The 23442-nt window shown below is 35.0% G+C and carries 27 protein-coding genes; 2 read left to right on the plus strand and 25 right to left on the minus strand.

Annotated features, from left to right (window positions below):
* Window positions 1-3: 3 nt before the first annotated feature.
* From Q0663_RS07985 to Q0663_RS08030, 10 genes are all read right to left on the minus strand, one after another.
* Window positions 4-522, minus strand: coding sequence for a hypothetical protein (locus Q0663_RS07985; RefSeq protein WP_299009098.1), 519 nt, complete (start codon window positions 520-522; stop codon window positions 4-6).
* A gap of 58 nt (window positions 523-580) precedes the next feature.
* Window positions 581-739 (minus strand): hypothetical protein, encoded by a 159-nt coding sequence (locus Q0663_RS07990; protein WP_299009100.1) that lies wholly within the window; start codon window positions 737-739, stop codon window positions 581-583.
* Window positions 720-1358: a hypothetical protein gene (locus tag Q0663_RS07995; RefSeq protein ID WP_299009102.1), complete on the minus strand. Its 639-nt coding sequence runs from the start codon at window positions 1356-1358 to the stop codon at window positions 720-722. Before Q0663_RS07995 ends, Q0663_RS07990 begins: the two co-directional genes overlap by 20 nt.
* A 217-nt stretch (window positions 1359-1575) precedes the next feature.
* Window positions 1576-1878 carry a hypothetical protein gene (locus tag Q0663_RS08000; RefSeq protein ID WP_299009104.1) on the minus strand — a complete coding sequence of 101 codons (303 nt, stop codon included), beginning with the start codon at window positions 1876-1878 and terminating at the stop codon, window positions 1576-1578.
* A complete protein-coding gene (locus tag Q0663_RS08005; RefSeq protein ID WP_299009107.1) occupies window positions 1878-2357 on the minus strand; it encodes a hypothetical protein in 480 nt (159 codons plus the stop codon). The genes Q0663_RS08000 and Q0663_RS08005 overlap by 1 nt, the downstream gene beginning before the upstream one ends.
* Before the next feature lie 62 nt (window positions 2358-2419).
* Window positions 2420-3007 (minus strand): hypothetical protein, encoded by a 588-nt coding sequence (locus tag Q0663_RS08010; RefSeq protein WP_299009110.1) that lies wholly within the window; start codon window positions 3005-3007, stop codon window positions 2420-2422.
* Between the two features lie 41 nt (window positions 3008-3048).
* Complete coding sequence (locus tag Q0663_RS08015; protein ID WP_299009112.1) at window positions 3049-3468, minus strand: hypothetical protein; 420 nt, start codon at window positions 3466-3468, stop codon at window positions 3049-3051.
* A gap of 5 nt (window positions 3469-3473) precedes the next feature.
* Window positions 3474-3893, minus strand: a complete 420-nt coding sequence (locus tag Q0663_RS08020) for a hypothetical protein (RefSeq protein ID WP_299009114.1) — start codon at window positions 3891-3893, stop codon at window positions 3474-3476.
* 13 nt (window positions 3894-3906) lie between these two features.
* Window positions 3907-4614 (minus strand): hypothetical protein, encoded by a 708-nt coding sequence (locus Q0663_RS08025; RefSeq protein WP_299009116.1) that lies wholly within the window; start codon window positions 4612-4614, stop codon window positions 3907-3909.
* A gap of 3 nt (window positions 4615-4617) precedes the next feature.
* The gene (locus Q0663_RS08030; protein WP_299009117.1) at window positions 4618-6177 is read right to left on the minus strand and encodes a hypothetical protein; all 1560 of its coding nucleotides are present in this window, start codon (window positions 6175-6177) and stop codon (window positions 4618-4620) included.
* Window positions 6178-6406: 229 nt separating this feature from the next.
* Between Q0663_RS08030 and Q0663_RS08035 the strand changes: the two genes are divergently transcribed.
* The gene (locus tag Q0663_RS08035) at window positions 6407-7201 is read left to right on the plus strand and encodes a cation transporter (protein ID WP_299009119.1); all 795 of its coding nucleotides are present in this window, start codon (window positions 6407-6409) and stop codon (window positions 7199-7201) included.
* A gap of 241 nt (window positions 7202-7442) precedes the next feature.
* Here the strand turns inward: Q0663_RS08035 and Q0663_RS08040 are convergent, their stop codons facing one another.
* From Q0663_RS08040 to Q0663_RS08065, 6 genes are all read right to left on the minus strand, one after another.
* Window positions 7443-8051, minus strand: a complete 609-nt coding sequence (locus Q0663_RS08040) for a hypothetical protein (protein ID WP_299009121.1) — start codon at window positions 8049-8051, stop codon at window positions 7443-7445.
* 36 nt (window positions 8052-8087) lie between these two features.
* A complete protein-coding gene (locus Q0663_RS08045; RefSeq protein WP_299009124.1) occupies window positions 8088-8219 on the minus strand; it encodes a hypothetical protein in 132 nt (43 codons plus the stop codon).
* 146 nt (window positions 8220-8365) lie between these two features.
* Window positions 8366-8626 (minus strand): hypothetical protein, encoded by a 261-nt coding sequence (locus Q0663_RS08050; RefSeq protein WP_299009127.1) that lies wholly within the window; start codon window positions 8624-8626, stop codon window positions 8366-8368.
* A gap of 12 nt (window positions 8627-8638) precedes the next feature.
* Complete coding sequence (locus Q0663_RS08055) at window positions 8639-8938, minus strand: hypothetical protein (RefSeq protein ID WP_299009131.1); 300 nt, start codon at window positions 8936-8938, stop codon at window positions 8639-8641.
* A gap of 6 nt (window positions 8939-8944) precedes the next feature.
* The gene (locus Q0663_RS08060; protein WP_299009135.1) at window positions 8945-10831 is read right to left on the minus strand and encodes a hypothetical protein; all 1887 of its coding nucleotides are present in this window, start codon (window positions 10829-10831) and stop codon (window positions 8945-8947) included.
* 153 nt (window positions 10832-10984) lie between these two features.
* Window positions 10985-11233: a helix-turn-helix domain-containing protein gene (locus Q0663_RS08065; protein ID WP_299009138.1), complete on the minus strand. Its 249-nt coding sequence runs from the start codon at window positions 11231-11233 to the stop codon at window positions 10985-10987.
* Window positions 11234-11399: 166 nt separating this feature from the next.
* On the opposite strand from Q0663_RS08065, the gene Q0663_RS08070 reads away from it, so the two are divergent.
* The gene (locus Q0663_RS08070; RefSeq protein WP_299009140.1) at window positions 11400-12113 is read left to right on the plus strand and encodes a hypothetical protein; all 714 of its coding nucleotides are present in this window, start codon (window positions 11400-11402) and stop codon (window positions 12111-12113) included.
* Here the strand turns inward: Q0663_RS08070 and Q0663_RS08075 are convergent, their stop codons facing one another.
* From Q0663_RS08075 to Q0663_RS08115, 9 genes are all read right to left on the minus strand, one after another.
* On the minus strand, window positions 12114-13436 hold the full coding sequence (locus Q0663_RS08075) for a tyrosine-type recombinase/integrase (RefSeq protein ID WP_299009143.1): 1323 nt from the start codon (window positions 13434-13436) through the stop codon (window positions 12114-12116).
* A gap of 293 nt (window positions 13437-13729) precedes the next feature.
* Window positions 13730-14176 (minus strand): heavy-metal-associated domain-containing protein, encoded by a 447-nt coding sequence (locus tag Q0663_RS08080; RefSeq protein WP_299009146.1) that lies wholly within the window; start codon window positions 14174-14176, stop codon window positions 13730-13732.
* 13 nt (window positions 14177-14189) lie between these two features.
* Complete coding sequence (locus tag Q0663_RS08085) at window positions 14190-15893, minus strand: efflux RND transporter periplasmic adaptor subunit (RefSeq protein WP_299009148.1); 1704 nt, start codon at window positions 15891-15893, stop codon at window positions 14190-14192.
* Between the two features lie 4 nt (window positions 15894-15897).
* The gene (locus Q0663_RS08090) at window positions 15898-17106 is read right to left on the minus strand and encodes a TolC family protein (protein WP_299009661.1); all 1209 of its coding nucleotides are present in this window, start codon (window positions 17104-17106) and stop codon (window positions 15898-15900) included.
* An 89-nt stretch (window positions 17107-17195) separates the two neighbouring features.
* Window positions 17196-17546 (minus strand): four helix bundle protein, encoded by a 351-nt coding sequence (locus Q0663_RS08095; protein WP_299009151.1) that lies wholly within the window; start codon window positions 17544-17546, stop codon window positions 17196-17198.
* Between the two features lie 23 nt (window positions 17547-17569).
* Window positions 17570-21325, minus strand: a complete 3756-nt coding sequence (locus tag Q0663_RS08100; RefSeq protein ID WP_299009154.1) for an efflux RND transporter permease subunit — start codon at window positions 21323-21325, stop codon at window positions 17570-17572.
* Between the two features lie 106 nt (window positions 21326-21431).
* Window positions 21432-21851, minus strand: coding sequence for a hypothetical protein (locus Q0663_RS08105; protein WP_299009157.1), 420 nt, complete (start codon window positions 21849-21851; stop codon window positions 21432-21434).
* Window positions 21852-21991: 140 nt separating this feature from the next.
* The gene (gene corA, locus Q0663_RS08110) at window positions 21992-23056 is read right to left on the minus strand and encodes a magnesium/cobalt transporter CorA (RefSeq protein ID WP_299009159.1); all 1065 of its coding nucleotides are present in this window, start codon (window positions 23054-23056) and stop codon (window positions 21992-21994) included.
* A gap of 9 nt (window positions 23057-23065) precedes the next feature.
* Window positions 23066-23440, minus strand: coding sequence for a hypothetical protein (locus Q0663_RS08115; RefSeq protein ID WP_299009162.1), 375 nt, complete (start codon window positions 23438-23440; stop codon window positions 23066-23068).
* Between the last annotated feature and the right edge of the window lie 2 nt (window positions 23441-23442).

Consider the following 23442-nt stretch of genomic DNA (forward strand, 5'->3'; position numbering starts at 1 on the left):
TAGTTAAAAGGGCATTCCTGCACTTTGTACTCTGTCTTTAATCTTATTGAATAAACTGCTGTCCCACGTTTCAGAAATTTCTGCTTTCAACCAATAAATTAAATCGTATTCGTTAGCGATTTTTTTATCAAACCAAGTGGTTGGTGTTCCGCCGTTGATGATTTTTCGTTTTCCGAAAATGTTATACACCAATCGGAAATCATCGCCTGTTTTGAGTTGGTCGAATACATACTCCACTTTACGCTCATCGGTGGCAGGACTGCCAAAAAACGTGGTATCGTTAAAGGCATCTAACAACGATTTTGCAAGTATGACGGCTTTCTCTTTTGTAATGGTGGTTTTCTGATTGTTTACGTTTACATCGGCTGAAATGTGGTCGGTAGGTACATCGGCAAAAACATCGGAAACGGCATCGGAAACCGCCCCCGCAGTTTTTTTGATTTGGCGATAGGCGATAAAACCTAAAACGCTCGCACCAACAACGATTAATAGCGACCTATTCGATAACAAAAACTCGCTCATTTCGTTGGCTTTTTCAATATTCTTTTTCGTTGCAATTTTTCCCATTTCAATTATGTTTTTAGCTTAAAAAACTCTTGACCGCCCCGAACTTAATCGGACACGAAAAGTAGCCTTGTGCCTTTTCGTTGCTTGACAATTCCGCCAAGCGTAGTAATACTTTTTCGGGTAAGTTTTCTAATACGTGTAAGGCTTCTTCTTTAGTCTGTAATTTCTTCATTGTTGTTTTCTTGTTGTTCGATATGTTGTGCGACATATTGTATCAAATCTTCTTTCCAATTATCTAACAAGTAGTTAAAGAACATTGTTTGCTCGTCTGTGGCAATGCTTAACTTTTGCACAAAGGCTTTTTTAATCGGCGACAAACTCGGCGATGCTAACCCTGTGTTGGGTTGCGCCGTTGCGTTGTTGTTTGCGGATGCTTCAATAACTTTCGGTAAAATGCCACCTAACGTTTCCATTGTTTTTTCAAAAGCTGGCGTTTCTAAAAAACTTTTCTTGTTTAATAGTTCCTTTTGTACTCGTAGTTCTTCACGCTCTTTAGCGGTTTCTAACTTTATGGTTAGCGAGCTGTTTTTTTCTTCTAACACTCGATTTTTCGAGCGCAAATCCTTAACAGTTTCTTTGAGTTCCTGTACTTGTTCTTTATAATCTTCTGAACGTTCTGCCTGTACCATTTTCGCCATTAATTCGGGCGCACCCAAAAAGTTCGTATAACTCGGCGAAGTCGGGTACGATGAAACGATTTCGTGATTGTCTGCTGTGTTCATATCGTGGGTTAAATCTTCTATTAATACTTGTAGCGTTCGGTAAGAAAATGTGCCTTTGCTTTCGTACATTCTCTGTAAGACGAACTCTACATTTTTGGTAAAACCTTTTTGTGCGATTGTGTGAAGAAAATTAGGTATAGAACTATATTTCTGCTCAATATCTTGTAAGGAAAACGAGTATCGTTTTTCGGTGTCAGATATAACCAATCGAACGCCGTTACGCTGAACTTTGACAACGTTTTGGGTTGATGTGCTTAAATGTGCAAGTAATATGTTCGCTAATTCGTTATTCACAATATAGGTATCGTACTATGGCTTTTTGTTCTGCTTCTTGATAATCTTGTAAGGCTTCTACTTCGGCAAATTCAAACTTTAACACACCACTTGTGATTGGGTGGGTTAAGGATTGCAACACAAAAGGGGGCGAGTTTCCAAAAATGCGTTGCTGTGAGCCGTCCTTTAGTAAAAGCGGTACACTTGTTTCTGTTACCAACACTTCGATTTTTAACAATCCTTTGCACCCGCCTTTGTTTGCAATGTTGATTTCAAAATCTTCTGTGTGAGTTTCTGTGTTGTAACTTGCATTCATTAGCAAGCGCAATTATCAACTTCAATCGCAAAAATGAACTCGCCACAAATAGGCATCGAGCCAATTGTTTCCCACGCAATCGTGATTTTTTCGTTTTTGCTTTCAAAGTCTAATATTTTAAATCCGTCTAAATAACCACCGCCTTTGTGTTCGTAATCGAAAATGTCGGTCGGCTCGGTTAACTGATGTCCTCGACTATCTTTTAAAGTGATGTCGGTATGAGAGTAACCAAAAGGCATACGATATTGATTTCGTGGATAATTTCCCTCACCGATATAAGGCTCGCCAATATCTGCGAATGCAGGCATATTTCCGCCGTAATGATTGAAGTACACGCCAACAACTTTTCCTGCGGGCAAGGTGTCGGTTACTTCATTCATTAAAAATTCTTGTGGCGATAATCTGTTTTGAACTTGTGGCTCTGCGCTTAACTTTAAGAGTTTTTTGTTTACTCGAATACGTTTATAAATCTTTTTCATTTGTGAGCATTTTTAAAACTTTGCGCTAACCACGTAGCGCAAAGTTGTTAGTGAAAAGGGTTTTAGCGTTTTTGGTAGGTCGCAAATCCTGATAAACGAGCCGAAACAAATAAGGCTTTGCCGTCCTCTAATGTCAATTTCGCACCCTCTGGATATTGGATTTCAATTTCCGTAATGGTGTCGTCTTCGATTAAGGCGAACGAACCTAATTTGAAATAAATGCTACCGTTTTCGCTTGCGTGAATGATGTCGCAAATCGGTAAATCAATTAAGATTTCGTTTTTCTGCTTCACAACGATATTCGATTGCATTAATACGTTCGGGACTTTGAACGGACTATATTCTGCATCCTGTTCGGGTGTGGTTGCATCGGCAATAATTGCCTTTAATGTGATGCCGTCCGCCACAAAAACACGTCCTTTTACAAGTGAGTTTCCGTCAAAATTGGTTACACCTCTTTTGGCTACGGATGCTCCTGTTAATAAGGAAACCGTACCACCAACATCAATTTTTTTGTTGGCATATAAGAAACTCGGCATTGGTTTCATTGCTCCGATGTTCCACTTTTCATTGTCTTTACGGCGAGCGTTTTTGTCTTTTAAATACTCGGCAATTCGTAAATACGCTTCTTGGTTTTTTAAAAAATTCATTTCTCTTTTTCTGTTTTTAAATGATTGTTGTTACTTGTTTTTTATCCTGCAAATTCTTCGACATCTTCAAAAAGTACGTCTTCGGCAATTGCATCGTAGTTGGGTGTGTAGCTTGCTAAAAAGTTGCTACTATCCAACATTGGCTCGTTAAAATCGTCTAACGGATTACCCAATGCAGGATGCAAGGTTTGGTCTTCTTTTAATCGACCTTGTACCACTTCTTTGATTAAGTGTCCTGTTTGGGTTACAGCCATTGAAATAGCCATATCCTGCCCGATTTTTCTGCCTGTACTTTTTCGATCTAATGCCGATGCGCCTAAAATTCCTGTGGCGATTAACAAACCTCTTTTTAGGTGCTTGTTTTTAATTGGTAGCTTATCGGCGATAATGCGTGATGCCATTGCACCTGCTGTCATACTCGCCACACTCACTACCGAATTTTCTACTCCTTTTTTTGTCATAGCTTTTATTTTTTAGTGATTACATAAATTCCGCCTAATAACACCAATACACCTGCGCCGATACCCACATACAAAAGCGTGTTATCTTTTTTGGGTTGTTCTTGTTGCGCCTGCATTTGCATTTGCATCATTTTCATAAAATTATCGACAGACGTTTGCTGTGCTTTGGCTTGTTCTTCTAACTTTTTAAGCAATAGCGGTGCGATGTTTTGTTGCTCTCCGTTCGGATTTTGAACATATACAGGTTGTCCGTTTTTCGCTTGTTCGATTTGCGACCACGTACCGCCGATAGTGTTTAAAATGCCCATGAAGTTTGCGCCGTCCCAAAATCCGTTGAGGGAATTTGAGTTGCTTAAAAAGTGTTGTTTTTCAAGCTGTTTTTCTTGCCCTTGTGCAAGCAATAAGTGTGTTTTTACTAAATCCATAGCTTGCTAATTTTTAAACTTGAACAGCTTTAACCATTCCTTTTTTCTGTTGACTTTTTACATACACTATCGCCGAAACAACTGCCAAACCACCGATAATAAGCGGTGCATTTTCTTTTAGTTTTCCGTAGATAGATTGCGTTTTGGCATTGTGTACCGCAACGGCATTATTGGTCGGTACAGGCTTCGGGGCGTTATCCCTTTTGGCTTTGTACTCCTCAATCTTTTTACGAGTGTTTACAATTTCTTGTTTAATGAGATTGATTTTTTTCTCGTTCTCTGCAATTACGTTACTTGCTTCACGGATGCCTTGCGTTTGTTGGCGTTCTAATGTTTGAAATGCGCCTTTAATTTGTCCTAACGACTTTTCGGCGTTTCGCAAACTTTCTTCGGCTTTTTTACGCTTCGATACTGCGCCATTACACCACGCACCCAAGCCTAATGCTTCCGAAATTCCTTTTTCTTGATTGAGTTTGATTTGTTCCGCTTTGATTTCTTCTTCTAATCTGCGGACTTCCTTTTTCAAGGCTTCCCACTCAATCGCTTGTTTGCCGTTTTTGAGGGCGTTGTACTTGCTATCCCATTCCTTTTTTTGCGCCCATACGCCCTGTGCTTTGCGGTTTAAATCGTTGGCGATGCCGTTCGAGGGGCAAAAGCCGTCAAACCAACCACGAAGCGCATAGGCAGGATAGCTGTTGATTGTGTCAAATTCTTCGTTCATAACTTATTCTTTTGTTAGGTAGAGATACAGCAATGAAGTAACCACCGCACCAACGCCCACTTGAATTTTTAATCGCTTGCGTTTTTTGGCTTGTTTATCTTCTTCGATATTCTTTGCAAATCGTTTCTGATAATCACGCAATGCTAATTCGTTTGCGGTGCGTTCGTTCTGTGCTTCTTCACGTAAAAAGTCGGTGTATTGCGTGTCGTATTTGAGCCAAACCCTATATAATTGTCGTTGGATAGGTTGCTCGAAATAGTACAGCATTTCTCCGCCTAAATGCGCTTTTGCTCGTAACTCTTTAACCTTGTTGAGTAGTGGGGTTATTTCTTTTTCATAGCGATTTTCCCTGCCGTCGTTGTACGTTTTTTGTAGGTGTACCAAATTGTTTTGCAACCACTTTTCGGAGTTTTCTTCAAAAGGAAATATCGGCTCTAAACCATACTTTGAAACTTCTTTGCGTAGCACGATAAAACGATAATCGCCCACGATTGGGTTGGTGTCGTTATCCACTACGAAATACATCGTGCGACTATTCACATTTGCCGACTTGGTAAATTCCTCAACCGAGTAATGCGGATTTCGTTTTTTAAACTCCTCGTAAAAATTGTCGATAAAGGTTTTTAGCTTTTCGGCAAAGGCTAAAGCGTGCGCCAATGTTTCGCCGTCGCAATGCTCAAAACTGCTGTATGCGGTTTCGTTGCGTAGGTGGGCGATACCCAAATCCACCTCTTTAAAAATCTCGTTAAAAAGGTGCTGTATTCTTGGGCGGTTTCTGAATGTGATTGCTTCGCCTAATTCCATAAGTTTTACTTGAAGTTTGTCTCGTAAATCTCTACGGATTTTTAATTGTACCACCGAATTATCATAATACGAACCGCTACACGAATTCATTTCTTGAATAAACTCGCTCACGGCATACGATACCAATTGCCCAACACCTTTGGCAAGTTCGCCACCGATTGCGCCCATAACTGCGCCCGATAGTCCTTTCGGTGTTGCTGACATTAGTACATCATCGGCTTTGTAAATCGCTTGTTCTTTGTTCGATTGTAAAGTGCCGTCAATGGTGTAATAGCCGTCTTTAAGGTTTAAGGTTTGTTGGTTTTTCGGTACAATCACGTAAACGTGGCTGTAACCCTCGCCCTCGTTTTGTATAGCACGTCGCAAGTAGTGAGAAACCCCACAATTTAACAATACACTACTTGCAAAAATGCTATAACTTTTACAATCCAACCCTTGTGAGCGAGTAGCCCAAGCACACGCAGGACTGCGCAATAACTGGTTATAATCATCTATTTTATATTGTAAGTGATGAAATAAAAAGCTGTGCAGTTCCTTGCATAAATTAGATAGGGTGCGATGTGCAAAATGTGTGTCGGCGAGTGCCTTTGTATGGTCTTGGTATCGCTTCGACCATAACGCCATACTATCAATCGCAACTTTGGTGTTGCCGTGTGCAATCTTGGTACTACTACAATCACTAAAAGGCATTAAGTTATCGAACTTAACACCTTTTTTTAGCGGTCGGTATAGTAACGTATTGATTGCTTCTGAACTCATTAAAATTGCTTTGATACTGCAATAGTACATTGAGTTTAGAAGTGGGGTCGAGGATTTCGGAGGTTTGCGGAGTTTTATCGAAGATTGGCTACTTTTACGGAGGTTTTGTTTTAAAAAAACAAACTTAAATAACATTATATTTGTTAAGTTATACCATTTTAAGTAATGTTATAACGATTTCTTCTTTAAACTTTGAAGCTGTTGTTAATATTGAAAATCGAGAAACTAAATGAATAAAACAATATTTGAGATTGCCAAAATGGACTGTCCTTCAGAAGAAAATCTAATCCGAATGAAATTAGACGGAATTTCAAGTATTGCGAATTTAGATTTTGACATTCCCAACCGAAAATTGACCGTTTTTCATAGAGGACAAATCGACCAAATTGAAAAGTCAGTTCTTGAACTGAATTTAGGCGGAAAAAAAATATCAACCGAACAAACCGACCAAACGGAATTTAATGAAAATGCAAATCAGAAAAAATTGCTATGGACGGTACTCGGAATTAACTTTGCATTTTTTATTATCGAAATAACAACTGGAATAATCTCAAAATCAATGGGATTAGTTGCTGATAGTTTAGATATGCTTGCTGACAGTTTCGTTTACGGAATTAGTTTGTTTGCTGTTGGGGGTACTTTAACAAGAAAAAAGAGGATTGCTAAACTCGCTGGATATTTTCAAATTACACTTGCAATTATCGGATTTATAGAAGTTTTAAGAAGATTTTTTGGCACAGAGAAACTTCCCCATTTTTCAACAATGATAATCGTATCAGTTTTTGCACTTATTGCGAATGGAATTTGTCTTTATATTTTACAAAAGTCAAAAAGTAAAGAAGAAGCTCATATGAAAGCGAGTATGATTTTCACTTCAAACGATGTGATTATCAATTTAGGAGTAATAATTGCTGGAATTTTGGTAAATTGGTTGAGTTCAAGCAAACCTGATTTGATTATTGGTACAATTGTTTTTGTATTGGTAATTCAAGGTGCATTCAGAATTTTAAAATTGAGTAAATAACAGATAAAAACAGATTGCATTTTGCAATCTGTTTTCATTTTATACCAAATCATAAGCCTCTAAAAAAAGCCGAACTTCCGTTGGTCGAAGTATCTTTTTATACTTGGCTATATCAAAAGCTAAATTTCGATTTTTTGCGATTATCTCATTGAGGACAACTCGCATTTCATCTTCGGGTAAATAGTAATACTTTTCAAATAGTTTCTTTTTAGTATAGATTGCTAACATTTATTGGTTTGTATTAATCTTCAAAAGTTTCCTTGTAGATATACCCTGTAATGGTATCGTTTTCATCGTACACAAACACTTTTTTAGGTTTGGTAACGTATTGCGTGCTTCCCCACATTTGAATATGTTTTATCAAGTCGGGTTTGTCAAGTCGGTAGTGATAGCGTAAAGCAACCTTAATCGTAAACGTGCCGAACTGACAGAAAAACTCTTCTTCGACAAGTTTGCCGTCCTGTATGTTTTTACCGCCTGTGTTTCCGTGATGCTTTTTTGCAAAGGCTAACAACTTTTCGTAAGTATTCGCCTGTAAATAGGCTACATAGTTCGGGTCTTCTTCTTTGGTTTTTGGCTTGGTGTCGATTGGTATTTTTGTTCCGCTTAACTCAATGGTTTTACCAATTACATTTAAAATTGAGTGTACATCGTAATAGCTTTTATTGTTTATTCTCACTCGCTTGTTTGCTAAAAATTCGATGCCTTTTCGTAGGTCTTTGCTTTCGATTAGTAAGGCGTTTTCTTTTCTTGGATGCAATTGCACGCTGATACTTGGTAAAATATGCGTGATTGTTCCGTATTGATTTTTAATAATGATGTTGCCGTTTTCTTCTTGATGTATCTGCATTTGTTTAAAATTAGGTTTACGTTTTTTTACGTTCTTTTACGTTTTAGTACGTTTCGTTACATTTTGATTTTTTTGATGCTGAATTTCAGTGCATTTCAATTGCGTTTTGTTACGTTTTAAATATTCCTTTTCTTCTTGAAGTTCGCACCATTTTTGATAGGTATTCATTCGTTTTGGGTTTTAAGCAATAGGCAAACCAACAATTAGATTGATTGACTGGCGAGCTGTTGGGTATTTCGGGGTTTCAGAATTTCAATCTCGTACTACAAACCCTTTTTCCGTGTTGGTTTAACTACTATTACTTACATTATACTTTACTTTTTTTGCTCGTAGAACTTACGAACTGCATTACGATTGTTAGCGTACCATTCGCAATATTCATTATCGGCTTGGTCGCCCATTTGCTTGAAATCTGCATCTCTATCGCCTAAATTGGCTACTTCGCCTGTATGAAAAACGTGCGCTTCGTTCAATGGAAAATGTGTGCCGTCAACGATTTTAAATACTCGTTTGCCGTTCTCTACTTCATTGGTTAAGAAGTATTTTAAATTGTCTTGTAAATTCTCTTTGTTCATTGTATTTATGGTTTAAATGGTTACTGATGTTAGGTGTTGTTTGGTCTGATTATCAAAAAACATTAGTTTGTTGGTAAAAGGTTTGCAATTCGATTTTTCAAAACGTTGATACATCGAGTTGATAAGTACATTTTCGGGTTTTCGGTTTTTGCTTAAATGACTATACCAAACAGGATTTGCGTATCTGCCGTTACTTCGGCGGTGTTTTAAATGGTTGTTGCCGTTTTTTAGTAGCATTACCATTTTAATTCTACTGCACTTCGGACAGGTTATTTTGTTGTTTAGTCCGCAGTTGCATTTTGTTTGTTTCATAGGCTATTATGCTTTATTTGTGGGTTGATTATTGACTAAATTTGGTAGCGCAAGCAAAAAATCATTTGGTAAATGATGTTGTACATAGCTGAATAGTTCCTGTGCTGTGTACTTGCCTGCTTCGTACTTTTTTATTGCAGTTGTTAATTTTTGCTGTGCTGAAAGTTTACGCTTTCTTACGTTTCTTTGCGTTTTATTACGTTGTTGGTTTTTAGACTTGTTTTCCAAGTATTTGCAATGAGTTTTCCAAACCTTGTGCAATCCGAAAAAGCCTATTTCTTTGCTTTCTGTTCGGGTTGCATCGAAATACATTGACGGATAAAGTGCCGAAACATTCGATTTGATAAACCACTTGCGAGCAAAATTCAATTTCCAACGATATTCCTGTAACTTCTGAATAAGTGTTGATTTCTGTGTGATGTTTTTAAATAGGGTATCGTTTAGGTAGTTGATAGCCTTTTTCCATTCGCCTACATAGACGTTGTGCTGTTTCCAAATCTTCGCCGATACTTTGATAAAATCCTGTATTAAAACCGCTTTAAATTCTTCGCTTGTTAAATTTGCGTATAGTTCAACCTTGCGCAAATAATCATAACGCAAGCCTTTGTAATTGTCAAAATCGCCGTTGGCTAATTGTTCCGCTAACGCCTTATCGTCTTGCAATCTGTGGATAAAATTTTCAGTTATCGTGTTGTTTGTGCCTTGTTGTTGGCGGTCTTTTTTCAAAAAATCGGGCAAAATCGAACGAATATGTGCGGGATTTACGGGCGGGCAAATTTCAGAAGTCTTACTTATCGCTGTGGTGTTCTTGTAGCCGTCCGCAGGACATACACCGCTATTGCGTTCTGCTTGAGGCATCAAACCGCATTTCTCAATAGTGTGTTTTGCACACTCTTTTATTTCTTTTTCTTTTAATAAAAAGGTTCTTGTAGTATCACTATTATCTGGTAACTTTTTCGCACTTACACCCTTAAAAAAATGATTTTCAGACGTTTTCGATTTTGGCGGATTTCCGTCTAAAACTTCGACAATTTTAGGGTTGAAATTAACAGCGATTGGCTTGTTTTGGTTGATGTATGTATAGTTGATTAAGATGCCAGCTTCTCGCAATCTTTTAATGTGGTTTTGTGCCGTTTTCTTACAAAAGTTTAGTCTTGGTATATCGGCGACTTTGTGGGTTGCTAATTTGCGTTGGTCTATGGTTAATTTCGGCAACGACTTTTTAAGTACGCTTGTTGGTCTATTCATTTGTAATAAATAGTTGTTGCGTGTTTTGAGTTGTGAAATGTAAAAGCCAACCAACACGTTAAACACCAATTCGGTGGTGTATTTGATTGTTTGGATGCGTTTTTTTGGGATATAGTTTGCGGTTAGTCGTTCGTTCTGTTCCGCAACTGCTTCGTTGTATTGCCTTGTAAATAAATGAGCGTTGGCAGTTGTAAAATCAACCACTAACGAAAGGATTTTTGCATCGGTTTCACTCGGTTTTACAACAGATTTATTGTACTTGTTAATCGCTTTGTTTTCTTCGGCAACTTGCTTGTTATATTCGTGTACAAATTGGCGGTAGTTATCCATTGCATTTTTCATTCCCTCTCTATCAATGAAAGGATAATTGATGTACGCATATTGTTTTACATTGGGTTGAGTGTAGATACTACCTTTTTTCAGTAGTAAAAAGCCGTGTGTGTTGTTAAATTCCTCAACAGCTTTGTTGTATTGTGCATCGGTTAGTTTGCTACGTTGTGCATTGTCTTTAAATAGTTTGATTGTGTATTGCGTAATTGTATCTAAAGACGTTTGTTGTAGGTTGTCTTTTACAATTTGGTTATACAAACCTATTTCAGATAAGAGTGTAGCGGTTGCCCTCGATTGAGTTGCGCTTTTTTTCATTATTTTTGTGGTTCAAATGGTTATGCCGTAGGGCGTAATTGACAAAGGCGGTTTGAGGTGAGATGCTAACCGCTTTTTTTATACCCTAAAAAAAGCAACTCACAAGTAAATGTGAGTTACTTTAAATTGATAAGCCTTGCTTATCGTGTGGTGCTATCCTACTTTTTTAAATTCTTCTTTTGCAAAATCTTCAACTACTTTTTCTAAAAACTGAATTTTTGGAATGTGATATTTTCCGTCTTGGAAAACTGCAATAATTGTTTGTCGGTGGATGCGGTTTTTGATTGTGTTTGGATGAACTCCTAAAAATTTAGCACAGGCATCTACACTTAACATTGTGTCATTTGCTTTAAAAATTGTTAATGCTTTGATGTTGGCTTTTAATAGGTCAGTTTGTGTCATAGGGTGTGTTTTTTTATGTTTTGTGTTATTTTTTAATTTTTACGCACAATTGTCAACAATTTTAATTTTTATTGCTATTTTTGTCAACAATTACACCGCAAATGTATATCTAAAATCTACTTTTTAGGTTAAATTGTGGACAAAATAATTTGAAAAAAGTTATAAAATGTTGAAACCCAGTACAGAAATTTTACAAGAACTTTTAGACCATTTAGGCGTCAAAGCAAATCGTCTTTCAGTAGAAATTGGCGACAATAGTAATTCCCGAATTTATTACGTTCGTAATGGTCGAAGTAAGATAAGTCCGAAACTTGCCAAAGCGATAACAGAGAGATATAAAGAAATTGATTACGACTATTTATTGACAGGAAAAGGCGAGTTAGTTCGTAAAGGTGTTATGGTTAATAACAGCGGAAATGTTTTTGTTGAAAAACCCGACGGAAGTTTTAACGTAACTACTCGATTAGTGCCTTTCGATGCGTATTCGTCTTATTTAGAAACGTTGGATGATGTAAGTGTTATTCACGATTGGGAAGAAGTAACTTTTAGTGTTGACAGATACGGACGAGGAAACTATTTAGCTTTTAAAAATAAAGGCGATAGTATGAACGGTGGAAAAATCAACGACACACCAAATAATTCGTTGCTTTTAGGTAGAGAACTACAAAGGCATCATTGGTTAGACGGATTTAATCCTACTTTATATGGTTGGATAATTTTATCAAAAAAGAATGTTTTTCACAAAGACATCATAGGGTTAAACAAAGAAAAAGGGACTATCCTTTGCCATAGCAGAAATACAAGTCCCGAGTTTTCAAATTTTGAATTGGAGTTAAACGACGTATATCAAATTTTTAAAGTGATTAAGCGTACTTTTTAATTACGCTTCTACTTTTTCAGCTTCTTTTGAATTATAATAATCGTTCCAATGATTAAGCAGTTTTTCGGCGTGTTCAGTTGGTGTAACTTTTATGTAAGATAAAAAACTCTTTTCAGAAGAATGCCCTGTTATTTTCATAATTGACAAAGTAGGAAAATTCATTTTATACAAGTTTGTAGCAAAAGACCTTCGGCAAGTATGCGAACTTACAAGTTTGTATTTTGGATACATTCCTACTTTTTTACGATAAATTTCTGTTTTTTCATCTTTAACCATTAAAGAGCCTTTAACCAAATCTTTAAAGCCTACTCGCTTACAAACAATTTTAATGTACTCGTTAAACTTCATATCACTAATCATTCTTGGCATTCCTCTTTCTTTAATCACTTCTTTAATTTGATGATGCAAGGGTATTACAACTTTTACACCCGATGAATTTTTAGTTTTTTGAGGTTGAACAGTTATAAATTTATCTTTAACACTAATATCGGGCAAGTTTAGAAAATCAGAAACTCTTAACCCAGTCCATAAACCAATAATTGCTAAATCTCTACAATTTTGCAGTTTTTCATCTTCGGAAAAATCGTGATTAAACAACGTGTCGATTTCGTCTTCATCAAGCGCAATTGATATACTCTCTTCTTTTAAAACTGAAAATTCAGTTCGCTCGTAATCCTTATGAACATTATAGCCAAATTCTACATCAGCGACTTTAAGTAGTTTTTTCACATTCTTAATTATATCCCCTGTGTAATTAATAGAGTATTTTTTATTGTCTGTCAAATACTGAATTAACGCATCATAAACTACAATATCAAACTTGTCTATTTTAATTTTTGAACGCCTATGAGTTTCAAACTCTTTTAGTCTATTGTTTACTTTTTTATAATGTTTGATTTTAGTTGCATTATAATTTCGTTTTGTAGAACGATTAATTAAGTTTGGTGCTTTTAAAACAAAATCATCTATAAAATCGGTTAGGTATTCAAAACCTTTATCATCTTCTTTGATTTCTTTTTTGAAATGTTTGTCAAACTCTGTTTTTAAAAACTTTCTGCTAATTGGTGTGTTATTTATTTTGCAATTATCAATTAGCCTTTCTAAAAAAGTATCGTATAACATTATGTTGGAAGTTATTTTTTTTAACTTCGCCCCACCAAGACCTTTTTTGGTTTTTGGAAGTCTATTATCAAAATCCCAATTTTCAGGATTAATTTTTTCTCCTGTCGAATATTTGAAAATAGCCTTTTCGGTCTTTACATAAAATTGAATAATAATCAGAGTTTCTTTTTCTGATTTGGGTTGCTTTAAATAGAAATACATCTTCTTCGTTTTAACTTACCACAAATTTACAACAGCGGTAAGAATAGTGGTAAGAAAAAGTGTATTTTTTTTATATTTTTATAAACAAGTAGAAACAACAACACTCTTAAAACCCTTATTTTTATTGAGTTTTTGAATTTTCAGAAACAAACGCAAACAACATAAGGTAATCCTGCCGAGGTCACAAAAAACCAGTAATTCGATAATTGAATTACTGGTTTTTATCTTTTATAAACTTTATAAAAACAAAAAAAGTGTAACGATTTTAAAATTTCGTTACACTTTTTTTAGAGTTAGTGATTAGACGTTTCATCTGCTTTTACATCACCTTTTAAACTCATTTCCATACCGTGATCGTATTGACAGCATCCTGGTAAGTTTCCATAAGCTTCTTCATTTCCAGCTACTTTATCAGTATCATATCCTGAAGCCGCAATAGCATTATGAATAGCATCTACATTTGTTTTAGAACCATCAAACGATACATTAACTTGCTTTCTTAACTTATCCCATTCTGCCGATGCTACTCCATCTACACCATTTACAGCTTTTTCGATAGTGCTTTTGCACATTCCGCAGTTACCTCTTACTCCAAAAGTTGTTGTAGTCATCGCTACTTCTTGAGTTGTTGTTTGCTCTGTTTGAATGTCTTTTGTTTCGGTTTCTTTTTTAGCTTCGTTTTTACAACTTACTAAACCAATTGTAGCTAACATAGCCACTCCTAAGATTACTTTTCTCATTTTGAATTGATATTTAATTATTATTTATTGTTTCTTTTACCTCACCACATTTCAGCATCATATCGCCAAAATACGGATTTAATACTTGTTTTTCTTTACTTAACCAATAGGCTCCTTTGTCACTATCTGCCATAGGACAATATTGCTTGTAGGTCACCTCATTAATTCCGAAAGATTGAACTGCCTTAATAAAATGCTCTGACACTGTTTTAAAAGACTTTCTCTGCGCATCTATGTCTGTTGTTTTAGCCATATCTGCACTTCCTTCTTTTAATACAGGAATCAATTGCATCCATTGTTTATGTGCTGCTTCGTTGGTTAGCAACTTCATATCTATTAGCTCAATACTTTTATTTAACTCTGCAGCGCTTTCTTTTGCTTTATTCGCATCGGTCTTTACCAAAGCATTTTTTAAATTTATATAATCTTCATACGCTTTTTGCAATTGCTCTTTAAAGGCTTTAGGAGTACTAAAAGACTCTATAATCTCCTTCGTATGATTCATCATTGATTTCTTTCCTTGCAATTGAGCAGAAGCATCTATTGTAAACACACCGTTCGTTACAATTTCTTCTCCTGAATTCAATCCTTTTTCTACTTGATAATTCTCCCCTACTCTTCCTCCTAACACTACTTCGCGCATTTCAAAAACAGGCTTGTCTACTTCTGGTTTCACATATACTACCGATCGCTTTCCTGTCCATAAAACTGCTGTAGCTGGAATACTCAATTGTTGTTCTGTTTGCTTTTCTGTAGCTTCCACCTTTCCTATAACAAACATTGCTGGCTTAAACCTTCCTTTGCTATTGTTAAGAACAGCACGTATAGTTACCGTACGAGTTTCTTGATTTAACACAGGGTCGATAAACGAAACTTTTGCTTTAAAAGTTTCGTTAGGATATGCATTTGTAGTAATTGATATATTTTGACCTACTTTAAAATTACTGATTTGATTCTCATATACGTCAAAGTTTGCCCATACTGAATTCAAATTAGCTATTTTCAATAAGGCCTGTCCTTGGCTTACATAATCTCCTTGTTCTACTAATTTTTCTGATACTGTACCAGAAACTGTAGCATACACAGGAAAGTTTTCCTTTACAACTCCTGTTTTCTCTATCTGATTGATTTGATTTTCTGAAAGCTTCCATAACTTCAACTTATTTCTAACTGCTTTGTACAATTCTGGTTGACTTTCTTTTAAAGAAGCTGCTGTTAGTAACTCTTGTTGTGCTTTCACTAATTCTGGAGAATAGATTGTTGCAAGTAATTGTCCTTTATTTATTTTCTCTCCAGTAAAATTCACATTCAAACGCTCAATTCTTCCTGCAAAATAACTCACTTGTACTGCATTCGACTTTTCGTTTTCTGCTATTTTTCCTGACAATGTAATTGTATTACCTACACTCATAGCATTACCTATTACAGTAGTTTGAACGTTTGCTAAGGCTAATGCATTTTTAGTCAACTTAAACTGATTTACAGCTAATCCTTCTGCTCCTGCTTCAGCAGGAATTAAATCCATTCCACAAATAGGACAATCTCCTGGTTCAGGTTGCATAATTTGTGGATGCATAGAACAAGTCCACATTTTATTTCCTTCAGCAGTTTCACTTGCATGATTATAACTTCCTCCTTCAGAAGAACCTCCAAAGAGCAACCACCCTAAGGTTACCCCTACAATTAAAATTACTATATAAACTATATATTTTTTCATCTGTTTATTTTATTAAATAATTAATAATGGTACTTTGAGTATAATAAGTTACTTCTGATGTAATCATGTTTGTTTGAAACTTTAATTGTAACTCCTGAATATCTAACACATCATTAAAGTCGATTGTACCTGTCTCGTAACTTTTTACCAAAATTTGTTCAGCATTTTTTGCTTGCTCTAAATTTTTGAGTTGTGTTTTATGACTTATCATCGCTGCATTTCTATCTGATACAGCTCTATACAATACAGTTTCTAACGTATTGTATCGTTGTTGTTTTTGGGAAAGAATTTCTTCTTGCTGCAACTTGTTTTGTTTAGTTACAGATGTATTCTTCTTATTGAAAATAGGTATTGATAATGATATCATTGGCATTACAATGTCTTTTCCATTCTCAGCCATATCCATATCTGTACGTTTAGCCACATTTACATAATCAAGACCGAAACCAATCATTGGTTGTTTTTCTTTTTGATTTAATAATTCTGATTTTTCTACAGAAGTATACATTTTATCAAACTTTACCAACTCAGGGTGCAACTGTAAATTACTCGGCTGTATTTTAGCAGCCTCTGCCGGAATCGGTAAGCTATCTACAACGCTAATAGAAGTCATAATATCTTGATTTAATAATTTATTAAATGCCTTTTCTATACCTGAAAAAGTCTCCACCAATACTTCTTTTTGCTGATTCAACTCATTCTGTCTTATCTGTAATCTTAACACATCTACTGCTGATGCTTTACCTACTCCTACCGAAGTCAACGCTAACTTTTCATACGTTTTAAGCAATTCTATATTTTCATCCAATACGTTTTGCTTTGCTTTTAGTTCGTAGAGTTTGTAATACAATTGCGCTACCGACGCCATTAACTTACGTTTAACAACCATCATATCTTGATAGCTAGCATCAGCTAATGATGACACATAATTTTCTCTTGCTGATATAGTTCCAAAAAAAGGAATCATTTGTTTTACAGAAAGCTTAAACTTCTGCGGACCTGTACGCGTTTCTGGTTCACTCACAAAATATCCTGCTCCAAACTCTGTATTAGGCAAAGTATTCACTTCTTCCTTTTTTTCTGAAATACGTCTGTATTGCGCATCAAACTGTTGTACTTCTGGACTATTTTCTAAAGCTATATTTATGTATTCTTGTAAATCTTGCGCATTTGAAAAATGAAAAACTAAAAGTGAAAAACTAAAAGTCAACATTCTTTTTAAATGAAAAGTGAAAAACGAAAAACGAAAAACGAAAACTACCCAGTTTTTTATTTCACGAAATATGAAAGCTATAAATTTTTTCATGATATTGACTTTTTTGATGTTTTTATTGAACTTACCAACATTGCCACAAGCTCTTTACAAACCGAATGTAATGACTGATATTTATCTTCAACTAAATAGCTAGTATCCTTTAAAAGATCTAGCCAATACAAAGTTTCATTGGCTTCTTTTAAAGCAATGCTCATTTTATGAATAAAATCTTTCTTGCTTTGCGCAAATTCTGCTTCTCTTATTAAAGCTCCCACTGCTGTGCCACTTCTCAAAAGTTGCTTACTTAAAACATACTCCTTTTTATCAGCAACTAAATATTGTGAAAGCCTCACTATCTCAAGTGCAAACCCATAACTTTTATCTTTTAAAACACTCATATTTAAAAATTTTACACTTTACACTATTCATTTTTAACTTTACGTTTTAATAAAAATTCTTCACGCCAACTATATAATACAGGTACTATAAAATATGAAGTTACATCTATAATCATTCCTCCAAAAGCTGGTATTGCCATCGGAATCATAATATCACTACCTCTTCCTGTTGAAGTTAACACTGGCAACAAAGCTAAAATGGTTGTTGCCGTTGTCATTACACATGCTCTAATACGTTTGTTTCCTCCGTGTAATGCCGATGCACGAATGGCTTCAATTGTTTGGGGTTTATCTTTATCAAATGTTTGCTTTAAGTACGTTGCCATTACTACACCGTCATCGGTTGCGATTCCAAACAATGCAATAAACCCTACCCAAACAGCGACACTCAAATTAATTGGATGCATTTGAAACAATTCTCGCAAGTTCTCTCCAAATACGCTAAAATTTAAGAACCATTCTTGACCATATAACCACATCATAATAAACCCACCAGCAAAAGCTATCGTGATTGCCGTAAATACCATTAACGAAATGGCTAATGAACGGAACTGAAAATACAAGATTAAAAAGATAATCATCAAGGCTAAAGGAACCACTATTGATAACGTTTTTTCCGCTCTTAACTGATTTTCATAAGTCCCTGTAAATTGATAAGATATTCCCTTTGGAGCAACTAATTCTCCTGAATCTATTTTTTGTTGAATCGCTTTTTGGGCATCCTCTATGACGTTTACTTCAGCAAAACCATCTATCTTATCAAACAACACATACCCGATTAAAAAAGTATCTTCACTTTTAATCATTTGTGGTCCTTGCTCATAACGAATCGTTGCCAATTCACTTAATGGAATTGGAGCTCCTTTAGCAACCGGCACATAAATATTTTCTAAATCAGTCGGACTAGAACGTAACTCTCTAGGATAACGAACACGAATACCGTAACGCTCTCTTCCTTCTACTGTTTGTGATAACTGCATACCTCCTACTGCTACTTTCAACACATCCTGTACCGTTTGAATAGCAATTCCGTAGCGTGCTAATTTTTCTCTATCAATATCAATTAACAGATAAGGTTTCCCTACAATTCTATCAGCAAAAACAGCTTCTTTTTTAACTCCCTCTACTTCCTTTAAAACACCTTCTAACTCTACTCCAAAAGCTTCAATTTGTTTTAAGTCTTGTCCTTTTACTTTAATTCCCATCGGTGCACGCATTCCTGTTTGCAACATAACCAATCGAGTTTCAATAGGTTGTAATTTAGGTGCGGAAGTCACCCCTGGAAGCTTGGTTACTTTTACGATTTCATTCCAGATATCATTCGGGGACTTGATATTTGGTCTCCAATTACGATAGAACTCACCATCTTCATCTTCTATCAATTCATTTGAAGAAACTTTTGAAAAAATAACTTCCGAGGTTTTATCTGTCTTATTTGGATTCGCTACCGTTTTACCATTTTTCAACAAAAACAAGCCTTCTTCATTTACTCGATAACGTTGACGCTCTCCGTCAGAATTCAATGCATATTCCGACTTGTAGTTAATCACATTTTCATACATGGATAATGGTGCTGGATCTAAGGCTGAATCTGTTCTTCCTGCTTTACCAACTACCGTCGCTATCTCTGGTATGTTAGCAACCGCCATGTCTAACTGCTGTAATACGCGTTTATTTTCCTCTACACCTGAATGCGGCATAGAAGTTGGCATCAATAAAAATGACCCTTCATTTAACGAAGGCATGAACTCTTTTCCTGTATTCTTAAAAATTAGGAACCCACAAGTTAATACCGTTAATGGAATAATTAAGAACAATAATTTATTGTTCAACGCCCATTGTAATATCTGGTTGTAATATTTTTGAAGCAAACTAAAAAAACCTAGCAACCCAAAACAAATAAGCGCTACAAATAAAAGATTAGTAACAATGCTTTTGTCTACTCCTAAAGGCCTCCAATATTCTGCCAATAAACCAACAATTACTAATGCTGATATGACAATATTAATCGTGTTTACTGAAAATGAAAAGTGAAAAGTGGAGAATGAAAAACTAATCTCTGATTTTCCAGAGTAATTACTCCAAAGTCCTACAGCTCCAAAAGCCACTAAAGCGATACCTAACCAATATCCATAAAAAATAGCAGTGATACCTAACACTAATAAAACACCATTCAAAACATACTTAAAGTTTTTTGTTAGATCTCTTTTTCTGAATAGAACAGCTGCAAACGGAGGTATTAAAAACAATGCTACTATAATAGCAGCTATTAACGCAAAGGTTTTTGTAAACGCTAGTGGACGGAATAATTTACCTTCTGCACCAATCATCGTAAATACTGGTAAAAAACTGATGATAGTTGTCATTACCGCAGTTACAATTGCTCCTGAAACTTCAGCGGTCGCATTGTAAACTAATGTATTTATCGGTAATTTATTCTCATCTCTCTCTATGTGACTGATAATATTTTCGGAGAGAATGACTCCAACATCTACCATGGTACCAATAGCAATAGCAATACCTGATAAGGCTACAATATTTGCATCTACTCCGAAAGCTTTCATTGCAATAAAAACCATTAATACTGCCACTGGCAATAATCCAGATATTAATACAGAAGCTCGTAAATTGAATACCATTATTACAATTACCAGAATTGTAATTAGTATTTCCAACGTAAGCGCTTCATTTAATGTATCTAATGTTTCATGAATTAATTCTGTACGATCGTAAAAAGGAACAATCGTTAATTGAGAGATTCTACCATCTTTCAACTCTTTACTTGGCAATCCTGCGCTTAACTCTTTAATTTTAGCTTTAACATTAGTAATTACTTCTAAAGGATTCGCTCCGTAACGAGACACAACCACTCCTCCAACGACTTCTGCTCCTTCTTTATCTAAAATCCCTCTACGTGGTTCTGCTCCTAGTTTTACATTAGCAACATCTTTTACTCGAATCGATGTATAATCCTCTGACTTAACAACTGCATTTTCAATATCAGCAATTGATTTTATGTAGCCTAAACCACGCACTAAATATTCTGCTTGATTTATTTCTATAGTTTGCGCTCCAATATCCTGATTACTTTGTTTTACAGCTGCTACAATTTGCTGTAAACTGATGTTGTACTGACGCATCAACTCTGGCTTTACGTCAATTTGATATTCCTGTACATAACCTCCAATAGAACTTACTTCAGACACTCCATTAGCCGATGAAAGCGCATATTTTACATAGTAATCTTGTACACTACGCAATTCATTCAAATCCCAACCGCCAGTAACATTCCCTTCTTCATCGCGTCCTTCTAATGTATACCAAAAAATTTGACCTAAACCTGTTGCATCGGGTCCTAATGAAGGACTTACGCCTTCTGGTAATAAGTTACTTGGTAGTGAGTTTAGTTTTTCTAGAATTCTTGAGCGACTCCAGTAAAAATCAACATCTTCGTCGAAAATGACATAAATACTAGATAATCCAAACATAGAAGAACTTCGGATGGTTTTTACTCCTGAAATTCCCAACAACGAAGTGGTTAAAGGATAGGTTATTTGATCTTCTATATCTTGCGGGGACTGTCCCTCCCACTTTGTGAAAACAATTTGTTGATTTTCTCCAATATCAGGTATGGCATCAACAGCTACAGGATCATTTGGTAAAAAACCTGTATCTATATTAAAAGGTGCATTTACAGTTCCCCATCCTACAAATAAAACGAGTAATATAACTGCTACCAGCTTGTTTTCTATTAAAAATTTGATGCTTTTATTCAGCATAAAAAATGATTTTAAACAATTAAACATTGATGTTTTAAAAAAACATCGAATACGACAAATCATCCTAATGAATCTTTCAAAAGGACAACTAGTTATTGTTTAAAAATCAGATTAAATATACCTCATCAAGTACATGAATATCCTTAACGACGAGTGGAGGCGAGTAATTTTTAAAAGGAATTACTTTATCGTGAATTCCTTCAAATAAATTAATGTAACTATAGTAAAACGAAGCTATAAACACTTGTTGATCGAAAGACAATTGATCAAAAGAAGTAATTTTTAATGTGTCTTGTCCCTCAACTACCGATGCCACATCTTGACAACAATTTTTCTTTATAACTGAGCATTCATCAGACTTTTTTTCTTGTTGCATATCCATACCACAAGATTCGGCCTTCACAAAATAACTTGTATCCACTAACATATCACCACAAAAGTGACTGTTAACGGTAAATGACATTGTAGAAAGAACTACAATTAATGCCATTGCAATAGATGTTATTTTATGAAATACTTTTTTCATCTCACTAAGTGAGTTTATTAAAATTAGACTTAATGATTATTTATTTCTTTTAGCTTATTTTCCTGAAACTTGAAATTATAACCAAAATCATTTTATGACACAAAAGTACAAAAATTAATTTTCAAAAACTTAAACAATCCTTAAAACCATTTCTTATACTTAAAATAACCCAACATTATTAAAACGATTAACAGAATAACACCTAACATTGTGAAATACCCATAACGAAATTTTAGTTCTGGAATGTATTCAAAATTAGTTCCATAAATACCCGCTACAAATGTTATTGGTATAAAAATAACCGAAAAAATAGTGAGTATTTTCATTATATCATTTAAACGGTTGTTTACGTTGGTTGAATACACTGTAAGCTGCTCACTCAGCATGTTTTTATAGTTTTCTACTGAGTCGTAACTTCTTTGAATTAAATCGTGCAAATCATTAAAAAAAGGTTGTTCCTTTTTTGTGATTAGATCCGTTTTAAAGTCTTTGAAATTACTTATTGCTTCACGAGCTGGTCGTATTGCTTTTCTAAAATAGTTAAGTTCTATCTTGTTTTTATTAATCTCTGCTAGAATATCTTTATTAGGTTCTAGTAAAATTTTATCTTCTAAATCTTCTACTTTTTCACCAAAAGTTTCCATTAAAAAATTGTAATTGTCTACTATCAAATCCAATAAACAATACTTTAAATAAGTAATATTATAATTACGAACTCTTCCTTTTTTATTGCGTAATCTTTCTCTTACTGGTTCAAAAATATCCCCTTGCTTTTCCTGAAATGTAATTAATATATTTTTTGTTAAGTACATGGAAATTTGCTCTGCTTCTAGTCGATGTATTTTTTCATCTAAAAACATCATTTTAATGCTCGTAAAAATGTAATCTTCATCAATATCTACCTTTGGTCTCTGGCCTGTATTTGCAATATCTTCAAGAACAAGGGTATGAATGGCAAAAAGTTTACCTACTTCTCCAAGCAATTTAACATCATGCAACCCATCAATATTAATCCATATTTTTTCATACTTATTTAAATAATCTGAAAGTTCGCTTACAGTTTGTAGTTCTACTTCGACTATTGTATCTACATCATAACCTATTAATCGTATTCGTGTATTTTCTTCCTTTTGATTTCCAACAAAAATTGGGTTTCCAGGAATTACGTGCTTTGTGTGTTTTTGTTTGGTTATAAATCGCGTCATCCTCTTTTTTTAAGCAAGCTTAAATAGCTTATATAATTTAGCAAGAATAATAAGTTCTGATTTATTTTTACCTGCTGTAGAGTTAGAAATTTCGTGTGCAGCCACTAATAAATTATGAATTACATCTTTAGAAAACTCATCTTGGTGTGTTAAATAGTAATTTTTGAAATTCTCATAGGCTTCCTCTGAACTTAACTTATCTTTTACAAGGCTTCTTAAAGTTTCATAAACCTGTTCGCTACCAGAGTTATCGGAATTAGACCAGTTCTTTTCAACTCGTTTAACAATACTCTTTTTTTCTTCTACGGTCATGTTTTTATCTGCCATTGAAACGGCATAAAAAAAATTGGCTAAACCTTCGTAAAATTCTTCTGTAAAATTCATGA

This window comes from uncultured Tenacibaculum sp. (genome assembly GCF_947504135.1).
In the GTDB taxonomy this organism is placed as follows: domain Bacteria; phylum Bacteroidota; class Bacteroidia; order Flavobacteriales; family Flavobacteriaceae; genus Polaribacter.

Coding starts and splice junctions, on each gene's coding strand:
- Q0663_RS08005 (WP_299009107.1), bottom strand. CDS start 2,357: ATGAAAAAGATTTATAAACGTATTCGAGTAAACAAAAAACTCTTAAAG.
- Q0663_RS08075 (WP_299009143.1), bottom strand. CDS start 13,436: ATGTATTTCTATTTAAAGCAACCCAAATCAGAAAAAGAAACTCTGATT.
- Q0663_RS08000 (WP_299009104.1), bottom strand. CDS start 1,878: ATGAATGCAAGTTACAACACAGAAACTCACACAGAAGATTTTGAAATC.
- Q0663_RS07990 (WP_299009100.1), bottom strand. CDS start 739: ATGAAGAAATTACAGACTAAAGAAGAAGCCTTACACGTATTAGAAAAC.
- Q0663_RS08100 (WP_299009154.1), bottom strand. CDS start 21,325: ATGCTGAATAAAAGCATCAAATTTTTAATAGAAAACAAGCTGGTAGCA.
- Q0663_RS08105 (WP_299009157.1), bottom strand. CDS start 21,851: ATGAAAAAAGTATTTCATAAAATAACATCTATTGCAATGGCATTAATT.
- Q0663_RS08055 (WP_299009131.1), bottom strand. CDS start 8,938: ATGAAACAAACAAAATGCAACTGCGGACTAAACAACAAAATAACCTGT.
- corA (WP_299009159.1), bottom strand. CDS start 23,056: ATGACGCGATTTATAACCAAACAAAAACACACAAAGCACGTAATTCCT.
- Q0663_RS08045 (WP_299009124.1), bottom strand. CDS start 8,219: ATGAATACCTATCAAAAATGGTGCGAACTTCAAGAAGAAAAGGAATAT.
- Q0663_RS08090 (WP_299009661.1), bottom strand. CDS start 17,106: ATGTTGACTTTTAGTTTTTCACTTTTAGTTTTTCATTTTTCAAATGCG.
- Q0663_RS08115 (WP_299009162.1), bottom strand. CDS start 23,440: ATGAATTTTACAGAAGAATTTTACGAAGGTTTAGCCAATTTTTTTTAT.
- Q0663_RS07985 (WP_299009098.1), bottom strand. CDS start 522: ATGAGCGAGTTTTTGTTATCGAATAGGTCGCTATTAATCGTTGTTGGT.
- Q0663_RS08065 (WP_299009138.1), bottom strand. CDS start 11,233: ATGACACAAACTGACCTATTAAAAGCCAACATCAAAGCATTAACAATT.
- Q0663_RS08050 (WP_299009127.1), bottom strand. CDS start 8,626: ATGAACAAAGAGAATTTACAAGACAATTTAAAATACTTCTTAACCAAT.
- Q0663_RS08070 (WP_299009140.1), top strand. CDS start 11,400: ATGTTGAAACCCAGTACAGAAATTTTACAAGAACTTTTAGACCATTTA.
- Q0663_RS08035 (WP_299009119.1), top strand. CDS start 6,407: ATGAATAAAACAATATTTGAGATTGCCAAAATGGACTGTCCTTCAGAA.
- Q0663_RS08095 (WP_299009151.1), bottom strand. CDS start 17,546: ATGAGTGTTTTAAAAGATAAAAGTTATGGGTTTGCACTTGAGATAGTG.
- Q0663_RS08030 (WP_299009117.1), bottom strand. CDS start 6,177: ATGAGTTCAGAAGCAATCAATACGTTACTATACCGACCGCTAAAAAAA.
- Q0663_RS08080 (WP_299009146.1), bottom strand. CDS start 14,176: ATGAGAAAAGTAATCTTAGGAGTGGCTATGTTAGCTACAATTGGTTTA.
- Q0663_RS08010 (WP_299009110.1), bottom strand. CDS start 3,007: ATGAATTTTTTAAAAAACCAAGAAGCGTATTTACGAATTGCCGAGTAT.
- Q0663_RS08040 (WP_299009121.1), bottom strand. CDS start 8,051: ATGCAGATACATCAAGAAGAAAACGGCAACATCATTATTAAAAATCAA.
- Q0663_RS07995 (WP_299009102.1), bottom strand. CDS start 1,358: ATGTACGAAAGCAAAGGCACATTTTCTTACCGAACGCTACAAGTATTA.
- Q0663_RS08020 (WP_299009114.1), bottom strand. CDS start 3,893: ATGGATTTAGTAAAAACACACTTATTGCTTGCACAAGGGCAAGAAAAA.
- Q0663_RS08060 (WP_299009135.1), bottom strand. CDS start 10,831: ATGAAAAAAAGCGCAACTCAATCGAGGGCAACCGCTACACTCTTATCT.
- Q0663_RS08015 (WP_299009112.1), bottom strand. CDS start 3,468: ATGACAAAAAAAGGAGTAGAAAATTCGGTAGTGAGTGTGGCGAGTATG.
- Q0663_RS08025 (WP_299009116.1), bottom strand. CDS start 4,614: ATGAACGAAGAATTTGACACAATCAACAGCTATCCTGCCTATGCGCTT.
- Q0663_RS08085 (WP_299009148.1), bottom strand. CDS start 15,893: ATGAAAAAATATATAGTTTATATAGTAATTTTAATTGTAGGGGTAACC.